Origin of the sequence: Paenibacillus sp. NPDC057934 (assembly GCF_042887565.1) — a bacterium.
Taxonomy (GTDB): domain Bacteria; phylum Bacillota; class Bacilli; order Paenibacillales; family Paenibacillaceae; genus Paenibacillus_AQ.
Window position 1 is genome coordinate 198,300 of record NZ_JBHVPB010000009.1, and the last position, 18,756, is coordinate 217,055.

Here is an 18,756-nt window from a genome sequence, read left to right on the forward strand (position 1 = left end):
AGGAGGTGTGCCTAAAAAGATGCTGGTTCATCCAGAGAATACAAAAACTTAATAAAACAGCGTAAGAACGAACTCGCTGAACTCAAGCAACAACTAGCAGATATTGATGCTAAGATCGCAGAATTGGGGAAGTAAATGAGAAAATTAATATTATCATTACTCGTCATCGTATCCTTATCAGCCTGTTCTTCAAATATGGCGCAGAACACACCGCCGGTATCTACGAAATCACCTGAAGAAGTCAAAAAAGCATTGTCCGGTCTGATTGAAGAGAAGGATGAGGTTCAAGAGATATCTGGATATTATGCACAAACAACTATTGAAAATGAAGGCAAAAATGATGTCTACGTTTATTTCATCAAAGACGAAGAAGGTATTGTCTCAAATCTTCACTTTGTAGTTAATTATGTAGGTAATCGTGAAATTGACACAAAGCGGATTAAGATTAGAGCTGATGATCAACTGTTTGAACTTAGAGTAAGTAGTTCAATAAAAAAGTATTTTTCTTATAGTACTGTACGAGAGGTTTATAGTAGCAGTGTTGATCTTAATGACCTAAAAATGTTAAAGGCGATGGCTAATGCTGAGAAAACAATTGTGCGAAATGTTGGAGATGGTGTATACGTAAATGACATAGTTTTGAGTAAACGTCAGAAACAGGCAATACAAAACGTCCTCACGGCCTATAAGAATGCTGGAGGGGTAAATAAATTTTATGGTAATGAACTTTGAGTCCTCTTATGAGGGCTCTTTTACCATAAGCGGAAAAACAACGCGGATGATTTACATTGATTCATACTATTTATTGTTTTTAAGGTATACGAGAGGATTGTTTTCCCTCCGGCGGAGAAGAAATAAGGATGGTAACCAAACCGAGTTGAGGGTTGTAGCAATTCCCTTCTAACTCCTTTAAAATAAGAATAGTACATTTTAAAATAGCTACGGGAGTTGACTACACATGGGACAAGTTTCACAAAAAATATCCACGTTTCTAATGTTTGAAGGACAGGCTGAAGAGGCGATGAATTTCTATATCTCCTTGTTTGAAAACTCTGAAATCATCAGCATCAAGCGTTATGGACCCAATGAGGCCGGGACTGAAGGAAGCGTTGTGCAGGCCTCATTTTCGTTGAACGGTCAAGTCTATATGTGTATCGACAGCAGTGTCAAGCATGCCTTTACGTTCACACCGGCGATCTCCCTGTTCGTCACGTGCGATTCTGAAGAAGAGATTGACAGGATCTTCGCTGAGCTGTCGGAGCAAGGCCAAATCCTTATGCCACTAGGTGCTTATCCATTCAGCCAAAAATTCGGCTGGACCGCCGACCGTTTCGGGGTATCTTGGCAGTTAAGTCTTCCGCATCCGCAGTAAGAGGAAGAAGGCTGTTATACTTTTTTGCATTATAGAAATAGTGAACACCTCCAATGCATAGCATTTGGGGGTGTTTTTTTGTGTCCAGCTCCGACTACAAGCTCATGGCAATTTCGTGTAGAATGAAAGTCTCTGCACTGTAATGTGGACAAAAGGGCGCGTTATGGAGTTATAGAGGATATGAGGGGGTTAGACATCTTGAGTTGGACAGAACCACAGCAACCTAATGTAAGCCCATGGATCGCTCAATGGGAGTCGACCACATTGTTATCTGAGAAATGGATGACTGCTGGAGAAATCAATTATTGTACATCCCATACATTAATCGTGATCACAGATGGCCAGGCGGTTTGGAATATTAACGGGCAGTATGTTCACGTAGCCTTTGGTCAATTAATTGCCATTGAAGAGAACTCTTTCGTTGAGGTATTAGAGGGTGGAAATCTGGATTTAGCAGGTTGGCAGATCCAATTTCATACGTGCTCCATTCTCAAAGTACAAGGAACAGTAATTAAAGTAGACTGGCAAGTACCGATAGGTAACACATACCAGATTGTGCAGCTAACCGGCGGTTTTTTAACGAGTATTAGTGATTCTTTAAATACACAGCAGTCTATGGGAGCAGCTGAGCAGTTTGTAGAGCAGCAGGCTCTTTTATACGGATTATTGAAAAACTTATATCATAAACCATCGAGTGATCAGCACACGACAGAAGAAGGAATTCTGCGTTCAATTGCTTATATGCAGGAGCATTATCATGAGACGATTACTCGCGAAGAGCTAGCGCAAATTGCCGGCATCAGTCAGTGGCATTATTCTCGCAAATTCGGTGAAATGTGTGGCAAGCCTCCTTTAGACTACCTGGCAAATTACAGAATCCATCGTGCTCAAGAGGAGTTGCTATTAACTTCAGCCAGTTCACAAGAAATTGCCAAAAAGATAGGATTTGAAGATGTACATTATTTCAGCCGTCGCTTCAAACAGTTTGCAGGTATGTCACCAAGGAATTATGTTCAGCATTTGGGCGAGCGGCAGGTATTATCAATCTCAGCACTCTGCGCCGAGGTTCTAATCTCATTAGGGATCATTCCCCAGGCTGTTATGGTAACACCTTTACTATTGCCTCGGCATCAACAAGAGCTATTTGAAAAGCATAGGGTGAAACTGCTGGAAGTTCCCCAATATGAGACTAACATCGAATTTATTCAGCAAGAGCAGCCTGAGATCATTATAGGGCATTTCATAACAGAAGATATCAAGAAGAAGTTACGCGGGGTTGCTCCAATCATAACCGGTCTGACCAATGATGTAGAAATTCTGCTCCAACAGTTTGGCGCTTGGTTTAATAAACAAGAAGAAGCTAACACTCTCCAGGTTCAAATGAACAATAAAGTGAATGCTGCAAGGCAACAATTAAGCTCAATAATTGAATCAGGGGCCACAGTAATGGTCTTGCGGGTAGAACCGTTCGGATATCGGTATTTGGGCGGCAACTCCAGCGGAGTGTCACAGCTATTGTATCAGAGATTGGAGCTAGCGCTTCCCGAATCTTTAAAGGCCGGAGAGGGTTGGTTCAATCCTTGTACAACCGATCAATTATCTGATGCTGATCCGGCTTATTTATTCGTGGAGAAACGCATGATGGAGTATTTTAATACTGAAGAAAATATGGAGAAACTAAGCGGAAGTCAGCAGTGGAAGGATTTAAGGGCGGTAAAAGATCAGCGTGTTTTCTACATTGATACAAGTCTGTGGGTAGATGGATGTGGAGTCGTTGGCCAGGCCATAATTATTGATCAAGTGGTTAGCAGATTGAAAAATCATTAGCAGGATGTAGCACAATAATCCATTTGAATTCGCACCATTCGCTATGGAAGGATGGCTTTTTATTTGATAATCTTTGATAATGATAATTATTATCAATACATAAAGGAGCGAGTACATAATGGTAAGAAGATTGTCCAAGTTTCTTGGAACAGCGCTATTGGTTGTTGTTTTAGCTGCATGTTCCAACGAATCCAGTAAGAAAGATGAGTTTTCTGCAGAAGCGCCAGCAAATCATAGTGAAACAAGGGTTGTAAGTGATTTTTTCGGTAATGTAACGATTCCAACTGACCCCAAAAACATTCTTGTCACGAGTTCGAGTTATGCAGAGGATTTAATTGAGATGGGAATTACCCCGCAGCATGCAGTAGTTGTTCCAGAAATTGAACCGGATTACCGGTCTCCCTATTTGGAGAAAAATGGAGTCAACATGATTTCGCAAACACAATATGAATATAACTTTGAGCAATTGCTCAGCTTATCGCCGGATCTGATCATTACGCCGGGTGAAGGCCTTGATACCAAAGTCTATGATGAATTGTCCAAAATTGCTCCAACCGTCGCTCTGAATGCAGGGGTTGGGTTGCATAGCGCGATGAAAGAGCTGGGCGTGCTTTTCAATAAAGAAGCGGAAGCAGACAAGTTGTTAACTGCCTTTGATCAGAAGGCGAATGAAGCCAAGGAGACAATTCATCAAGTGATCGGCGACAAGACCGTACTTGTGCTTCGTGTAGAACCTACCCGGTACCGTTATTTAGGGCCACAAGCTAAGGACGATCTTAGTGAATTCTTTTATCATACCCTTGGGTTAAAAAGTCCGGAAGTCATAAAGGATTCGACAGAATGGTTCACTCCGTTTTCACTCGAGATTTTACCTAGTATGGATCCGGATTATATTTTCCTGGAGAAAAGAAGCATGGTCGACTTTGATAGCACGGAGTCTATGAGTGAATTAGAGGACAACCCGCTTTGGAAAGGCATGAAAGCCGTTAAAAATAATCATGTGTATGCATTAAGTACCAATGATTATATCCAGGCTAAAGGTCCAATCGGATCTGCCAAGTTGGTTGACTATATTGTAGAAAAGCTGGTGCCTTAATGAATACTCATGATATGGATGTATATGATGTTACGATTATCGGCGGTGGCCCGGCGGGAATGTATGCGGCTTTCTACAGCGGGATGAGAGCCATGCGTACCAAAATTATCGAAGCCAAAATGGAATTGGGCGGCTTCATGCGGACCTATCCTGAGAAGCTGGTATGGGATGTTGGCGGAGTTGATCCGATCCCTTGTGAACAATTAATTGATTCTTTAGAAAGACAAGCCAGAACCTTTGAGCCAACGATTGTCTTTGGCCAAGAAATTGCGCATCTGGAACGCCTTGCTGACAATACCTTTGTAATCACAGCAAAAACGGGGGAACGTCATTATTCTCGCACACTAATATTATGTGCCGGTCGGGGCATGACACAAGTTCAAAAGTTGGATGTTGAAGGTGCGAACCGTTATGAATTAACGAATCTTCACTATACAATTACGGATTTGTCGAGATTCAAAGATAAGCGTGTTCTTATTTCTGGCGGAGGGGATTCTGCTGTTGATTGGGCCAACGAGATTGTAAAATGGACCAAGCATGTCACCGTAGCCCACAGACGGGATCAATTCACGGCACATGAACTACCTGTTGCAGAAATGAAGGCCGGTGCGACGGTTATGACACCGTATAGTATCTCTCGCTTACATGGGGTGGGGGATAAAATAGAAAAGGTGGCCCTCGAACATGCAGAGACTGGTGAAATTGAATATGTTGCTGTCGATGAAGTGGTAGTGAGTCATGGATTTGATCGTGATTTCGGCGAATTATTGAATTGGGGCTTAGCCAAGGAAGATTACGGATTGACAGTTGATCCGCGGATGCGGACCAGTATCCCAGGGGTATTCGGGGCCGGTGATTGTATCACTTACGGCAGCAAGGTCCGCTTGATCGCTGGTGCCTTTAATGATGCGGTCCTAGCGGTGAACAGCGCAAAACTGTACATGGAACCTGCAGCCTCAGATATGGCCGGTGTTTCGTCTCATAACGCTCGTTTCTTTGAGAAGAACAAGACCATTCTCCAAAACTATTAAGAAGATAACACAGCAATTGTATGAGGTGAGGTACCTCTCATGCGATTGCTGTGTTTTTTTGCCTAGGGACTAGTCCTTTGTCAATTGAGAGTTAGGCTTGGTTTTAATATAGTTAGCATCGTTTTAATATATTTTCTTGACTGAACGATCCGAAATGTTTATGATAATGATCAAAGGAGGATGAAATGGGGAGAAATAAAGAGTTCGATACGACAGAAGTGCTGCATAAAGCGATGGAGGTATTTGGCCATTATGGTTATGAAGGAACATCCCTGCCTCTGCTTTTGAAAGGATTGGGTATTGCTAGGCAAAGCTTGTACGACACCTATGGTACGAAGCGGGACTTATTTATCCTTGCCTTGAAGCATTATGTTACAGAGAAGAGTAAGGCTGTTATAAGGTACTTAACAACCTCTGAATCAGCAAAGCAAGGCATAACCAACGTATTTCATGAAGCATCCGCTGTTTTGAAAGATCCAGACCGACAAAGGGAATGCTTTATCATATTCTCGGCTATTGATCAGATGCCACATGACCAGGAGATCCGAGCGTTTTTATCCAAAGATCTAGATACCCTGGAAGAAGTCTTTTATGAGACTCTTCTTCGCGGCCAAAGGAATGGAGAATTACCGAGCGATCGAGATCTGCGGGCCTTGGCACGATATTTGAATTATGCAAGACATTCTCTGACACAATTGGCCAAAATGACGAATGACCCTGTCGTAATGGATGATTACGTTAAGGTTTGTTTATCTGCATTGGATTAATAATGGAGCTAAGTATGGCTTCATTATTATTTTATCTATTATAGACTGAATAGTCTGGAAAAGTGCTTGATAAATTTATTTTTTTGATCATTTCGGACTGAATGGTCATGAAAAATAGGAGGAATAATGATGACAAACAGAAATTCAAATGAGATGCAGGCAGTAGAAATTGTACATGCATTTCAAAATCATTTAGTAGCAAGGGATTTTGAGAGCTGGTTTAGCCTTTTTAGCGAAGATACTGTCTTCGAGTTTCCTTACGCTCCAGGAGGGTACACACAAAGACTCGTCGGTATTGAAGAGATTCGTAATTATGTTACAGAGTTGTTCAAGCTGCTAAAGATACAGTCTTTTTCAACGCCTGAACTAATCGTATCTGGAGAGCAAATTGTCGCTGAGTATACGTGCAACGGAGAGGTTCTCGGAACCGGAAAATCGTATTATCAGAAGTATATTTCAGTCATACACACAAGGGACGGGAAAATAACACTGTTTAAGGATTACTGGAACCCGACGCTCTTATTTTGAAGCTGTGTAAGATTAAATTTTTTAAACTAATCATACAAAACAAGGAGATGGATCATAGATGATGAAGCAACAAAAAATCCTTATTACAGGTGGAAGAGGGAAAACAGGAAAGAAAATTGCAGCACAGCTGAGACAACTGGGGTGGTCCTTCACTACGACTTTTAGGGATGTTCAAGCCATTACAGACCCGGCAAATGAAGTCCAATTCGACTGGTACGATAGCTCCACATTCCTCCCGGCATTGCAGAACATTGACCGCGTTTATCTGGTTGCACCTGTGGGCGATCCTGAACCTGTTAAAGTCATGAGACCATTTATCGAACTCGCATTGGAAAAAGGCGTACAACGTTATGTGCTGCTTAGCAGTGCATCCATTTCAGAGAATGGTCCAGTCTTTGGCCCTGTTCATCAATTGTTGAAGAAGCAGGCCCCAGAGTGGACGGTACTAAGACCATCCTATTTCATGCAAAATTTCACCGAAGGTCAGCATCCAGCAACCATATCCAGTCAAGATCGGATTATTAGTGCTGCTGGACAGGGGAAGATCGGTTTTGTCGCCGCTGAAGATATTGCAGAAGTTGCAGTAAGAGCACTTGTGGATGAGCATGCCCATAATACGGATCACATCATTACCGGACCGGATTCACTCTCTCATGATTACGTCAGTAAAATTATAAGCGATGTAACGGGAAGAATCATAAAGCATACATCTATAGCAGATCATGAACTCACCCGTAGCTGGGTAGCGTTAGGACTAGACAAGGAGTATGCAGAGTTCATGACCGAACTTGACCGCAGAATTCGAGAGGAAGGGTCAGAGGATTTAATCACCGATACGGTATTAAAAGTAACCGGCAAACCTCCCATATCTTTTATAGATTTCGCCAAAAAACATGCCAGTGTTTGGACGAGGGAAGGAATCTGAACAACTTTGCTTATAAGATATTGAGGCAGAAGAACATAGCTCAATTAAAAGTCGCTAATTTAGCGGCTTTTTAGCGGCTTTTTTCTTTATAGGAACGAGTATACGTTGCCCGACAGGATGTAGTTAATTTGGAGTGTCGAGGGACAAGAACATGTTCCGACGTGTATACCAGTCAGCATAGACCCGACCATTAACGACCTCACCTATGATCATGAGATTTTGATCAAGGTTAAGGAACCTTCAACCGTAAAAGAACGCTTCCGAGAGGAACATAATTCAGGAGGAAGTTGTGCAATTAAACCTGTCAACTGGCAGCGATACTCCGTTCACGCTCCAATCCCTTATTGAGAAGTGGCGAACTGGCGGGAGGTATTCCGGTATACGGTTGGTGACAACCCTTTCTTAGCCGTAAACTGTTTGATGAAGTAAGTGTCATACTCAAACCCGGTGGAACGTGCAATGTCGTTCAAGTTCATCCCTGTGTGGGTGAGAAGATCCGCAGCAACTTTCAAGCGGTGGGATAGTAAATATCCCATTGCTGTAAATCCGCATCTTTCCTGAAACATCTTATTAAGCGATACTCGATTCAAGTGTGCGCATTTTGTTAAGTCTTCCAAGGTGATTTTATTGGAATAATTAGTGTGTATATATTCCAGCACTAGATCAACAGGCGATTGTTCATTTTTGAGGCTCAAATTCTCAAGCAAGCCCAATATCTGAATGAGATATTTTTTTATTCTACATAACCAGCTTGCATCGCTTTGCGCATAAACTTCTGTTCCAATCACAAAAAACCACTCCAATAATTGTGGAAAGGCTTTCTCGGTAATAAAAGGTACTCCGGTGCGTGTTGAATTGTTCTGAAAAAGTGAAAGCCCGGTTTGTATTTTAGGATAGATTGGAAAGTAGTCTTCCGTTTCAGAAATCGGGACGCTATTAAGAACATCGGGATGATAACTGAATGATTGCGCAGAGATAGTATGCTTCTTGAAAATTTGTATCGTATCATCCTCAGACAAACACAGAACGCCGGGTGCTGAAACCGCTATTGGTCGTTCGTTGAGTACACCGTTGATGCTACCGGAAGTAACAAAGATTAATGTAAGCCGCTCGGGATAGGGAAGACAATCTAAATCATCGGCGGCAATAAATTCAATAGCTACCGTTCTGTCTTTGTGACGGTCAATTTGCGGCATAGTGCTCTCCTAACAGATAGTATAGTCAATGTATTCACTTATGACAGTGTATCACAAAGATTCCAGGGATATAATATGATCTAAGATGAAGAAAGGTGGTTATTATAGTGGGAATTAACATTGCAATAAATGGTTTCGGAAGAATTGGCAGGCTTGCCCTTCGGCAGCTTTTTGGTGAGGAAGGTTATCGGATTGCCGCCATTAATGACCTGACGAGTCCGAAGATGCTTGCGCATTTGCTAAAGCACGACACAACGCAGGGACGTTATAATGAGAAAATTGAGTATAGCGATAACAGTTTAATCATAAACGGCGTGTCTATTCCGATTTATGCTGAAAGAGATCCAGGTAAACTCCCGTGGAAAGATTTGGAAATTGATGTGGTACTAGAGTGTACAGGCTTTTTCGCAACAAAAAAAGCATCTACAGCTCATATTGAGGCAGGTGCAAAAAAAGTGGTCATCTCAACCGTAGCTGGAAACGATGTGCCTACTATTGTATATGGTGTAAATGAACACACATTAACTAAAGAGGATATTATTGTTTCGGCCGCATCTTGCACCACGAACTGTCTGGCCCCAATGGTCTATTACCTGGACGAACTGACGCCGATTAAAAAAGGGTTTATGACGACGATACATGCTTATACAAACGACCAGAATACCCTTGATGGCCCTCATGCCAAAGGCGACTTGCGCCGGGCGCGTTCTGCCGCCGGCAACATCATCCCAACGTCAACTGGGGCAGCAAAAGCAATAGGGCTTGTAATTCCTTCCTTGGATGGAAAACTAGATGGTATATCCCAAAGGGTACCGGTTATGGCGGGCTCCTTGACAGAATTGACAGCAGTTGTGGGCGGTTCCGTAACGGCAGAGCAGGTCAACAAGAAAATGGAGCAGTCCCAATCGGAGCAATACGGTTATACAGAGGAAGAACTTGTTTCATCCGATATTATCGGCATGACTTATGGTAGCTTATTTGACGCTACGCAAACCAAGGTAACGGAACTAGGAACAGATACCCTGGTGAAAATAGCAGCATGGTACGATAACGAAAACTCCTTTACCAGCCAAATGATTCGCACCGCCAAATATCTCGCAAAATTATAATGGTATATAGTGTGAACTTAAAAATCTAACGTCCTGGGCGGGTGAAATCCTTTGTAAATAAGATCGTAACTTGGTGTATCTTGTGTATCCCGCGTTCGAGCTGAAGAGGCACTTTAATAACAGGAAAATATACCGTTAACTATTTGCTTTCACCGTATTTGTCATAAATAAAGGGAATTTCTCCCGTTAAAAATCTCGTTTATCCCGCAATTAGCTAGTAATGAGGTGATTAACAGGAGTTTTCCAGTTGTTTGTAGAAAAGGAGCCGTTTGAATGAAAATACAGGAGTCATTCCCGTTATTCTAATCACCGTAGTGAAGACCGGGCCTTAAGTGAGAATCTTAAGTTTCCTATTTACAAATTGTTGCAATAAATCGCAATAGCATTGATTTGAATGACTATGTCGAATCATACGTAAAAAAACACTGAGTTAACATCAGTGTTTTTTTACGGTCTAGGGGAGAATATCTACGGCAATAGGTACAAGTTCTTGTCCTCCGAAATGAGGCTAAGTAAGGCCAAAAAGCCGCTAAAAAAACAGCGTATAACACAAATTATACGCTGTTTTAGTTTAAAACGATTAAATAAGTGGTTCTTGGGCAAGAATAGGGGCCAAACGAGCCTTACTTTTACCTTATTATGTAATCACTTAAGACCATTATGATAAGAAGAGACAGGCTTTTTCGTTAGCACTCAAAGAAGTGGGTTAGCTATAGATTACATTTTTAGGGAAATGAGAAAATCGGGTGATAAGCTTCATCGTTTATGAAAGATCTGATCTGAGGGGGTCGAGATGAATAAATCGTTAGTTTACATAAATAATAATATGTTAACTATATAATTTAGATTGATAAAATGGGATAAATTCGAAAAACGCACAATCACATTATTTAATGAAAAAGAGCCGGACCCTGTGAACGTTCATGAGGTCCGGCTCTATCTCTAATATTTACTTTTTAATCCCCATTGAAGAGAATTAAAGTTCATGTCGCTTACCTTCAGTTGTAAGTTTAATATCTTTCTGACTCGAAGTTGTTTTGCTATTTTTGCTACGGTAGGCAAGCAACCCAAATAGTAGGGTGATGATCAATGGGTAACCGATCGCCCAACCGGTGAACGGAAATACAGCGAGTGTTGCCACTAAAGAAATCCAACTGATTATCACGCCTAACCGATTGCCGCGCAAAAGGCGAATTCCGGCGGCACAGCCGCCAATATAAGTCAGGATAAATGTTGCGTTCGGAAATTGGATTAGCGTCGTAATGGAGAGCAGGCTGCTTCCATATAGTACGAAGACAATCACAAAGCATCCCAACAGAAAGCCGATAGCTCCAGTGGGCGTATTATACCGTGCCGACAGAGTTCCCATCCACTTGGGCGCATAACCTTGTCGTGCTAGGGCGAAAGCAACCCGGGAGGCTGCGCTGGAATAAGCGATAATAGTTGCCGTGCAGATGAACATGCCGGTAAGTCCGGCGATGAATCCGCCCCAGTGGCCAAGCGGCTGGCTGATGATCCAGACGAGTGATGCGTCAGAGCCACCTTGGAGATAGCTTTGTGTGCCCACAGTGGCTAAGGCAGATAGGAAGTACAAGACGCCGACGATAATCGCGGCAATTGTGACCCCTTTTACAGCTGCACGCTGCGGGTCTTTGAATTCCTCGGAGAGATGGGAGACCGCCTCCCAGCCAATAAAGCACCAGAATAGGATGGCTGCGGCTTGCCCAACACTCATCCAGCCGTGTGGCACGAAAGGCGCAAAGTGAACACTCTCCATACGGGGTAGTGCTGCGGCAAAAGAAAATACGAGCACGGCCACGATGGCGATGACGACGGCCACCTGGATTTTACCGGCTAGCTGCATGCCGATCCAGTTAGTGATAAGTCCAATGGCTAACATGCCAGCGGCCAGAGCAATTCTGATATTGTTGTCCCAGTCCATGGCGGCAGTCATATAACCCGCTCCGGTCAAGGAGGCGACAGGGCCGCCAATCGGGACGGACATTAGGAAGAACCAGCCCACGAGAGCGCCTGCCTTTGGTCCGAAGGCCAGGGTGACAAAGTGGGATACACCCCCGGCATTGGGGAATTTGGCGGAGAGTAGCCCCATGGAGAGTGCCATCGGCAGGATCAGGAGTGTCATGAATCCCCAGGCCAGTAGGGAGGCGGGGCCCGCCATTTCCGCAGCTAGTCCGGGGACAATCAAGATACCAGAACCAAGTACAGCCCCTATATATAGTGCGATTGCTTGTGGCATGCCAATATGACGTTGTAACGTTTGCTTCATTAATAGTAATCCTGCTTTCCTTGTGTTTTGTTATAGAGTATCAGATAATAAACCCATTGGAAAAACAGAATTATCGAATCTTATCCATCTGAAAAACCGATGGTTGAATTCATAGACAGGAGGCCACATGGAATCGCGTCATTTATTTACCTTTTTGGTTGTGGTGGAGAGCGGTAGTTTTACCCGTGCGGCGCAGAAACTGGATTACGCACAATCTAGTATTACCGCACAGATTCAAGCGCTGGAGGGGGAATTGGGCCAGCCCTTATTTGACCGAATCAGCAAAAAAATCATCCTGACCGATGCGGGACGCCGTCTGCTACCCTATGCTCAGGAAATTTCCAAGATGCATGCCATGGCTCAGGATGCACTGCGCGCTGGCAGTGAAATTACAGGCACATTGCGGATCGGTGCGCCCGAATCGCTGGCGGCTTTTCGTCTGCCGGGGATTATCCGGGAATTCCGTGGCCGTTATCCGCAGGTCCAGATTATTCTCAAGCCGGGGGCTTGCTGGGAACTGACCGACTTCTTGCGTTCGGGAGAACTGGATATAGCCTTTCTGCTGCAGCCGGAGACTGAGTATAAAGATCTGTACGTTGAGACTTTGATCCATGAAGAGATGGCGCTTATCGCTCCGCTGGATCACCCGCTGCTGATCCATGAAGAAGTCGAGCCGCTTCACTTGAAAGGAGAGACCATTCTTCATACAGAGACCGGCTGTACTTACCGGACCTTGTTTGAGCATTATTTGAACAGTCATGGTGTTTTTCCCGATCCCAATCTGGAGTTCTGGAGCATCGAGGCGATTAAGCAGTGTGTGATGGCTGGACTGGGTTTATCATTTGTACCGCTGGTCACAGTCAGAAGCGAGCTAGCCGAAGGCAAGATGGCCAAGCTGAACTGGAATGATGAATCTCAGCGTGTAGCTACCCAAATTGCTTATCATCATAAAAAGTGGAAATCACCAGCACTGGCCGAATTTCTATTGACGGTTCAGAAGCATGGGATCGAGTGGAATGACGCGCTAGCAGGCGTACAGGATTCATCCTCTAGGAAGAAAGACTGCTTTCGCGCGGGGCAAACTATGGTACAATAGATTGTCGAAATCACAGAGAGGGGCAGCATAGGCGTGGACGACTTGAATGAAGAATATGAAGAAGAATTGCATGCCTTCCTCATCTGGATGAAGGATGCCGGATACACCTCTTATACGCAGAAATCCTATCTTGCAGATGTAAAGGAGTTTTTGGGCAGTCTGAACGGCAAAAAACTAGATATGGTCAAGAAGCTACATGTCGTCTCCTTTCTGACTTCTGTCCGGGAACGTGGGGTCAGCGATGCCACCCGTAACCGCAAGCATGCTTCGGTGAACTGCTTTTTCAAAGCGCTGATTGAACTGGAGGTGCATAGGGATAATCCCGCAGCAGGAATTAAGAAATCCAAAACGGAAAAGAACCGGGAGCCTGTCTATCTCGATGAAGGCGATCTGCAGCGCTTTATGTCAGCCATAGAAGGCAAATACAGACAACGCAATCTGGCCCTCTTTTTGCTGATGTCGTATATGGGCCTGCGGGTAGGGGAAGTCCATACGCTAAATATGGGTGACTATAATGTAGAAAGACGTTCGCTCAGAGTGTTCGGAAAAGGGCGGAAGTGGCGGAACATTCCAGTGCCGGAGGATATTGCACCATTTCTGGATCAGGCTTTGTCCGAGCGGCTTGCACCTTGGCGAAACAAAGAGGAAGCCATGTTTATCTCGCAAAAAGGACGGCGGCTCTCTATCCGGGCCATTCAGCAGATCGCTACTGAGACGTTCGACCGTTTTCAAGAGGAGATTCCTCCTTCCCAGCGCCGATCATATTCTAGCCACAAGCTGCGTCACTCCTTCGCAACTATGTTACTTCGTAAAGGTGCAGACTTGCGGACGCTTCAGGAGCTACTGGGCCATTCGTCCATCCAGACGACAACGGTGTATACGCATATTACGAGCCGGGAGAAGGAAGAGGCTATGGCAAGACTGCAGATATCGCTGCCGCAGCGGTAGTACTCTACTGTTAATATGATTACATAATAATTATTATGTTAACTATAAAGCTGGACGAGGACATTTTGGAACCAGATTATAGCATCTCATTTGATTTAGAGGTAACAAAAAGCCGCCAGTCAAAAGACTGACAGCAACTTGTACAGAATGCTTATAGTTCAAGCTTTGCGATTTCGGATTTGAGCTTCTCAGCTGATTTTTGGAAGAGGGCTTGTTCTTCTTCGTTCAGTGGAAGATCAAGGACCTCGCGTACGCCGGAACGGTCAACAATGCAAGGTGCACCAAGGAACACATCGGAGACGCCATTGTAGTTGTTAAGCAGTGTCGAGACGTTCAGAACAGCACCTTCATTATGAAGGATCGAAACAACGATCCGGTCGAGTGCCAGGGCAATTGCATAGGATGTGGACCCTTTGGCGTCGATGATTTCATACGCGGCATTCTTGGTATCCTCAAAAATTTCCTTACGTTCTTCCTCGTCAAAGCCAAGCTCGATTCCGGCCACATTTGCAAGACTCCAAACGGGCAGCTCAGAGTCGCCATGCTCCCCGATGATCTGACCGTGGATACTGCGCGGGTCAATCTCTTTGTGGCGTCCGATCAGATAACGGAATCTAGCGCTATCAAGTACGGTACCGGAGCCGATAACGCGTCTGCGGTCAAATCCGCTTATTTTCAATGTCGCATAGGACAAAATATCAACCGGGTTCGTAGCAATCAGCAGAATGGCATGTTGATTGTATTTGGTTATTTTCTGAATGATGTCTTTGAAAATTGAAATGTTCTTTCTAAGCAGATCAATCCGAGTCTCGCCCGGTTTTTGGGAGGCGCCGGCGGTTACAATAATGATATCCGCATCCCGGCAATCTTCATAAGTACCTGCCCATAGTTTCACGCCGCCGACAAAAGGCATGCCGTGATTCATATCAAGCGCTTCACCGAGCGCTTTCTGATGATTAACGTCGATCAATACCAGTTCTTGCATCCGTCTGCGCAACAATAAAGTATAGGCGGTTGTTGTTCCGACGGCGCCTGTACCGATTACGACTACGCGGTTGGGCTTTGGGGGGGCCATTGTTCCATCTCCTCCGAATTGCGAATTTTTTGTGTCCAATCTTATCCATCATAATCGTTACAGGTAGTGTTTTCAAGAGGATTGCTTTTCATCCAATACCCGAAGGCGATTCTGTCAACGCACAATTTAAGGATAAAAAAGAAGGATTATGTGTACCATTTCCACATTAGTGTTGTTTATGGAAGCTATTGTGGGCTTTAAATGTATAATTTAATTACCTGATAGGAGAGTAGTAAGAAATGGATTTATTTCGAAAAAAATCGCTGACCGCAGTCCTGGGCGGCGACACTAACAAATTGAACAAAACATTGGGTGCCTTTGATTTGACGGCGCTTGGAGTGGGGGCAGTCATCGGAACAGGCATATTCGTCGTAACCGGGGTTGCAGCAGCCGAGCATGCTGGACCGGGAATTATTCTGTCCTTTATCCTGGCAGGCATTGCTTGCGTACTCTCCGCCTTATGTTATTCCGAGCTGGCTTCCGCATTACCGGTGTCCGGGAGTGCTTACGCATACAGCTATGTTGCTTTTGGCGAGCTGCTTGCCTGGATTCTTGGCTGGGATTTGGTGCTTGAGTATGGAGTAGCAGTTGCTGCAGTGGGTAGTGGCTGGTCCGGGTATATTCAGGGACTGCTAGAAGGCTTCGGCTTGCATTTGCCTACATTGCTCTCCGGGGCGTATAATTCGGACAAAGGTACTTTTATCGATCTGCCAGCAGTTGTCATTATTCTACTGATCTCCATGCTGCTGACCCGTGGAGCGAAAGAAACAGCTCGTTTTAATGCGATTATGGTCGTAATAAAGCTGGCTGTAGTTTTATTGTTCATTTTTACGGGGATTTTCTATATAAAACCGGAGAACTGGTCGCCATTCCTCCCCTTCGGTATGCATGGGGTTATGAATGGGGCAGCGACCGTGTTCTTTGCCTATATCGGCTTCGATGCGATCTCCAATGCTGCTGAAGAGGTTAAGAGTCCGCAGCGAGATATACCGATTGGGATCATATCATCCGTTGTGATCTGTACGGTGTTGTACATATCCGTGTCCCTGGTCCTAACCGGTATTGTTCCTTATTATGATCTGAATGTAAGCGACCCGGTATCTTATGCATTGCGACTTGTTGACCAGAATGGGATTGCCGGATTGATCTCATTGGGAGCCATTACAGGAATGACTACAGTGCTGCTGGTTATGATGTATGGACAGACTCGTTTGCTCTATGCCATTTCACGTGATGGTCTGCTTCCGAAAAGCCTGTCTAAGGTCAACTCGGTAACACAGCAACCAAATCGCAGCATCTGGATGATGGGAATAGTCAGCGCTATCTTGACCGGATTTGTTCCGCTTAGCCGCCTGGCGAATCTGACTAGTATTGGAACATTGTTTGCTTTCTTAGTTGTTTCGATTGGCGTCGTTGCCTTACGTTATAGTCAACCCACCTTGAAGCGGGGCTTCAAAGTACCCTGGGTACCTTTTCTTCCGTTGCTCAGTGCTGCGGCTTGTGGCTATCTGATGTATAATCTCGGGAGCGCGACCTGGATCGGATTTCTAATCTGGTTGGTCATTGGCCTGTTGATCTATGCACTATACGGCTATCGCAACAGCAAGCTGAGCGCAGACTACTCCAGAAACGATAAATAATGTACGGAACGATGATGTAATTCCATTAACGGAGAGGAGAGAGCGCATTGCCGTCCAAAACTCAAGGTTCCAAGGTTCTGAGTGTTGTGCTTCTACTCATGCTGTCCATGCTGATCCTGTCGGCCTGTATGTCGAAAACGGCGGCGCCTGCTCAGACACCACAACCTACGGAGCCCCCGGAAGAAGGGCAGACGATTACATTGATAACACCTGATGCGCGGAATATGGATGCGGAGAATAATCCTAAGTATCAGATTCAGACCCGCCTGACAGATTTTCAGCTACTCAGCGAATCCGAGGGACTGGCCTGGGGCGTAACGAAGAACGAACTGCGTATGTATATAACGAAGGATAACGGTACGACCTGGGCTAATATTTCACCTTCCGCTAATGTGCAGTTTCCATCTAACCCTGTCTATGGCAAGGAAATATTCTTCACCGATCCAAGTAATGGCTGGATCATCAGGAGTGCGTACGGGATGACGGAGACGATTGTGCTGCGAACCAGGGATGGAGGGCAGTCTTGGAAAGTATCCTCCCTGCCGGATGCCAATCCGATTTCGTCGATGTATTTCTATTCTCCAACCCACGGCTGGCTATTGACCTCATGGGACACTACTGCGATCAAAGAGAGCAAAGCTCTCTATTCCACGGTGGACGGCGGGGCGACCTGGAAGAATGTTATGCAGAATGAACAATACAACCCTAAGCTGCCGAATCCGGCGATTCCCATGGCCGGTGTAACAACGGGGATGATCTTCAGGGATAGCATGCATGGTTTCGTCACTCTGCAGACGGGGGCACTACCCAAGATTTATACAACCAACGATGGCGGGAAGACCTGGCAGCAGGGCGCACCGTTCCTGATCAACGAGCGTTTTGAAGGTTGTGATCGGGTGATTACCGGCAGGCCAGAGTTCTTCGGTGGAGGTAGAACGACAGGTTGGATGTCTGTAGGTTGCCAGAAGGATAAGGATAACAGTATTACGTACGACGGCTATTTCACAGCCAATGGCGGGGAAAGCTGGAAGTTCAGAACGTTTGGATTTAAGAGCAGGACGGGTGGGAATCGTCATCTCAGCCCTACTTTTCTGAATTTGTCGACCGGTTGGATTCTAGATGGAAGCATGTTATACCAGACGCAGGATCAGGGAGCGACCTGGACTGCGCTCAAGTCAAGCAGTGTACTAGAGGACAAGCTGCTGGAGTATCCAGAGATCGTCAAGCTGCAATTCTTCTCCTCAGAGGTTGGCTGGCTCTTGATCGAGAAGAAAGAGGACAAGCGCTCCATTCTTCTGCAGACCACGAACGGTGGGGCAAGCTGGCGAGTGTTATAATTATGTATGGAGCGACAGACAGCAGGTTCGTTGAGAGCCTGCTTTTTTGTATTATTTTTTTCTAAAAAACTTATTTAAAATTTTCCTCATAAATGTGAAAAAAATCACATGACAAATGCGATACCTTGTGATATATTTAACACATAGAAAGAAAGTTATTTTTTTCACAAACTAACCATCCGATAGGAGCGATTACTATGACAACTTTTGAAACGGATTATATGACTAGAAACCTTCTGCAATTGTGCTACAACTGTGACGACGCCCACCTGTGTGAGACCGAAGAACAATGCAGAGCCTGCTGGGCAGAGAACGGAATGCTTCCAATCGAAGATGATGAAACCAAGCACTTCTTAGACTTAGTACATGCTTGAGTTGGCAGTAGAATCGAATAACTGGAGACCACTTCATTTCTTGTAGGATAAGAGAAGGAAGTGGTCTTTTTGCGTTTTTATAGATGTGGCACATATTTCTTCTGCCGTGAAGCAACTCTTGATGCTGTATGAGCTGGAACAGGCATAT

General features: G+C 44.7%; 16 protein-coding genes. 13 read left to right on the forward strand and 3 right to left on the reverse strand.

Annotation, left to right across the window (positions count from 1 at the left end; translation table 11 throughout):
* Nucleotides 1-135: 135 nt before the first annotated feature.
* From ACFVRY_RS21305 to ACFVRY_RS21340, 8 genes are all read left to right on the forward strand, one after another.
* Nucleotides 136-732, forward strand: a complete 597-nt coding sequence (locus tag ACFVRY_RS21305; RefSeq protein WP_387502310.1) for a putative periplasmic lipoprotein — start codon at nt 136-138, stop codon at nt 730-732.
* 226 nt (nt 733-958) lie between these two features.
* Entirely contained in the window at nt 959-1,372 is a 414-nt protein-coding gene (locus ACFVRY_RS21310; protein WP_387502311.1) for a VOC family protein, read from the forward strand.
* A 198-nt stretch (nt 1,373-1,570) separates the two neighbouring features.
* Entirely contained in the window at nt 1,571-3,199 is a 1,629-nt protein-coding gene (locus tag ACFVRY_RS21315) for a helix-turn-helix domain-containing protein (protein ID WP_387502312.1), read from the forward strand.
* A 118-nt stretch (nt 3,200-3,317) separates the two neighbouring features.
* Nucleotides 3,318-4,295, forward strand: coding sequence for an ABC transporter substrate-binding protein (locus tag ACFVRY_RS21320; RefSeq protein ID WP_387502314.1), 978 nt, complete (start codon nt 3,318-3,320; stop codon nt 4,293-4,295).
* Nucleotides 4,295-5,326, forward strand: coding sequence for an NAD(P)/FAD-dependent oxidoreductase (locus ACFVRY_RS21325; protein WP_387502315.1), 1,032 nt, complete (start codon nt 4,295-4,297; stop codon nt 5,324-5,326). Before ACFVRY_RS21320 ends, ACFVRY_RS21325 begins: the two co-directional genes overlap by 1 nt.
* 185 nt (nt 5,327-5,511) lie before the next feature.
* Nucleotides 5,512-6,093: a TetR/AcrR family transcriptional regulator gene (locus tag ACFVRY_RS21330; RefSeq protein ID WP_387502316.1), complete on the forward strand. Its 582-nt coding sequence runs from the start codon at nt 5,512-5,514 to the stop codon at nt 6,091-6,093.
* Nucleotides 6,094-6,219: 126 nt separating this feature from the next.
* Nucleotides 6,220-6,621 carry a nuclear transport factor 2 family protein gene (locus ACFVRY_RS21335; protein ID WP_387502317.1) on the forward strand — a complete coding sequence of 134 codons (402 nt, stop codon included), beginning with the start codon at nt 6,220-6,222 and terminating at the stop codon, nt 6,619-6,621.
* Nucleotides 6,622-6,679: 58 nt separating this feature from the next.
* Entirely contained in the window at nt 6,680-7,546 is an 867-nt protein-coding gene (locus tag ACFVRY_RS21340; protein WP_387502318.1) for an NAD(P)H-binding protein, read from the forward strand.
* Nucleotides 7,547-7,887: 341 nt separating this feature from the next.
* Here ACFVRY_RS21340 and ACFVRY_RS21345 read toward each other — a convergent pair whose 3' ends face one another.
* Nucleotides 7,888-8,742, reverse strand: coding sequence for a helix-turn-helix domain-containing protein (locus ACFVRY_RS21345; RefSeq protein WP_387502319.1), 855 nt, complete (start codon nt 8,740-8,742; stop codon nt 7,888-7,890).
* Nucleotides 8,743-8,849: 107 nt separating this feature from the next.
* Here ACFVRY_RS21345 and gap point away from each other — a divergent pair, with 107 nt between their 5' ends.
* The gene (gene gap, locus ACFVRY_RS21350; RefSeq protein ID WP_387502320.1) at nt 8,850-9,851 is read left to right on the forward strand and encodes a type I glyceraldehyde-3-phosphate dehydrogenase; all 1,002 of its coding nucleotides are present in this window, start codon (nt 8,850-8,852) and stop codon (nt 9,849-9,851) included.
* A gap of 976 nt (nt 9,852-10,827) precedes the next feature.
* On the opposite strand, the gene ACFVRY_RS21355 is transcribed toward gap, so the two are convergent.
* Complete coding sequence (locus tag ACFVRY_RS21355; RefSeq protein WP_387502321.1) at nt 10,828-12,138, reverse strand: APC family permease; 1,311 nt, start codon at nt 12,136-12,138, stop codon at nt 10,828-10,830.
* Between the two features lie 127 nt (nt 12,139-12,265).
* On the opposite strand from ACFVRY_RS21355, the gene ACFVRY_RS21360 reads away from it, so the two are divergent.
* Nucleotides 12,266-13,234, forward strand: coding sequence for a LysR family transcriptional regulator (locus ACFVRY_RS21360; protein WP_387502323.1), 969 nt, complete (start codon nt 12,266-12,268; stop codon nt 13,232-13,234).
* An 87-nt stretch (nt 13,235-13,321) separates the two neighbouring features.
* On the forward strand, nt 13,322-14,182 hold the full coding sequence (locus tag ACFVRY_RS21365; protein ID WP_387502458.1) for a tyrosine-type recombinase/integrase: 861 nt from the start codon (nt 13,322-13,324) through the stop codon (nt 14,180-14,182).
* Between the two features lie 151 nt (nt 14,183-14,333).
* Here the strand turns inward: ACFVRY_RS21365 and ACFVRY_RS21370 are convergent, their stop codons facing one another.
* On the reverse strand, nt 14,334-15,257 hold the full coding sequence (locus ACFVRY_RS21370; RefSeq protein ID WP_066361404.1) for an L-lactate dehydrogenase: 924 nt from the start codon (nt 15,255-15,257) through the stop codon (nt 14,334-14,336).
* A 239-nt stretch (nt 15,258-15,496) separates the two neighbouring features.
* On the opposite strand from ACFVRY_RS21370, the gene bcaP reads away from it, so the two are divergent.
* The gene (gene bcaP, locus ACFVRY_RS21375) at nt 15,497-16,897 is read left to right on the forward strand and encodes a branched-chain amino acid transporter BcaP (protein WP_387502324.1); all 1,401 of its coding nucleotides are present in this window, start codon (nt 15,497-15,499) and stop codon (nt 16,895-16,897) included.
* Between the two features lie 47 nt (nt 16,898-16,944).
* Entirely contained in the window at nt 16,945-18,234 is a 1,290-nt protein-coding gene (locus ACFVRY_RS21380) for a WD40/YVTN/BNR-like repeat-containing protein (RefSeq protein ID WP_387502325.1), read from the forward strand.
* Nucleotides 18,235-18,756: the final 522 nt, after the last annotated feature.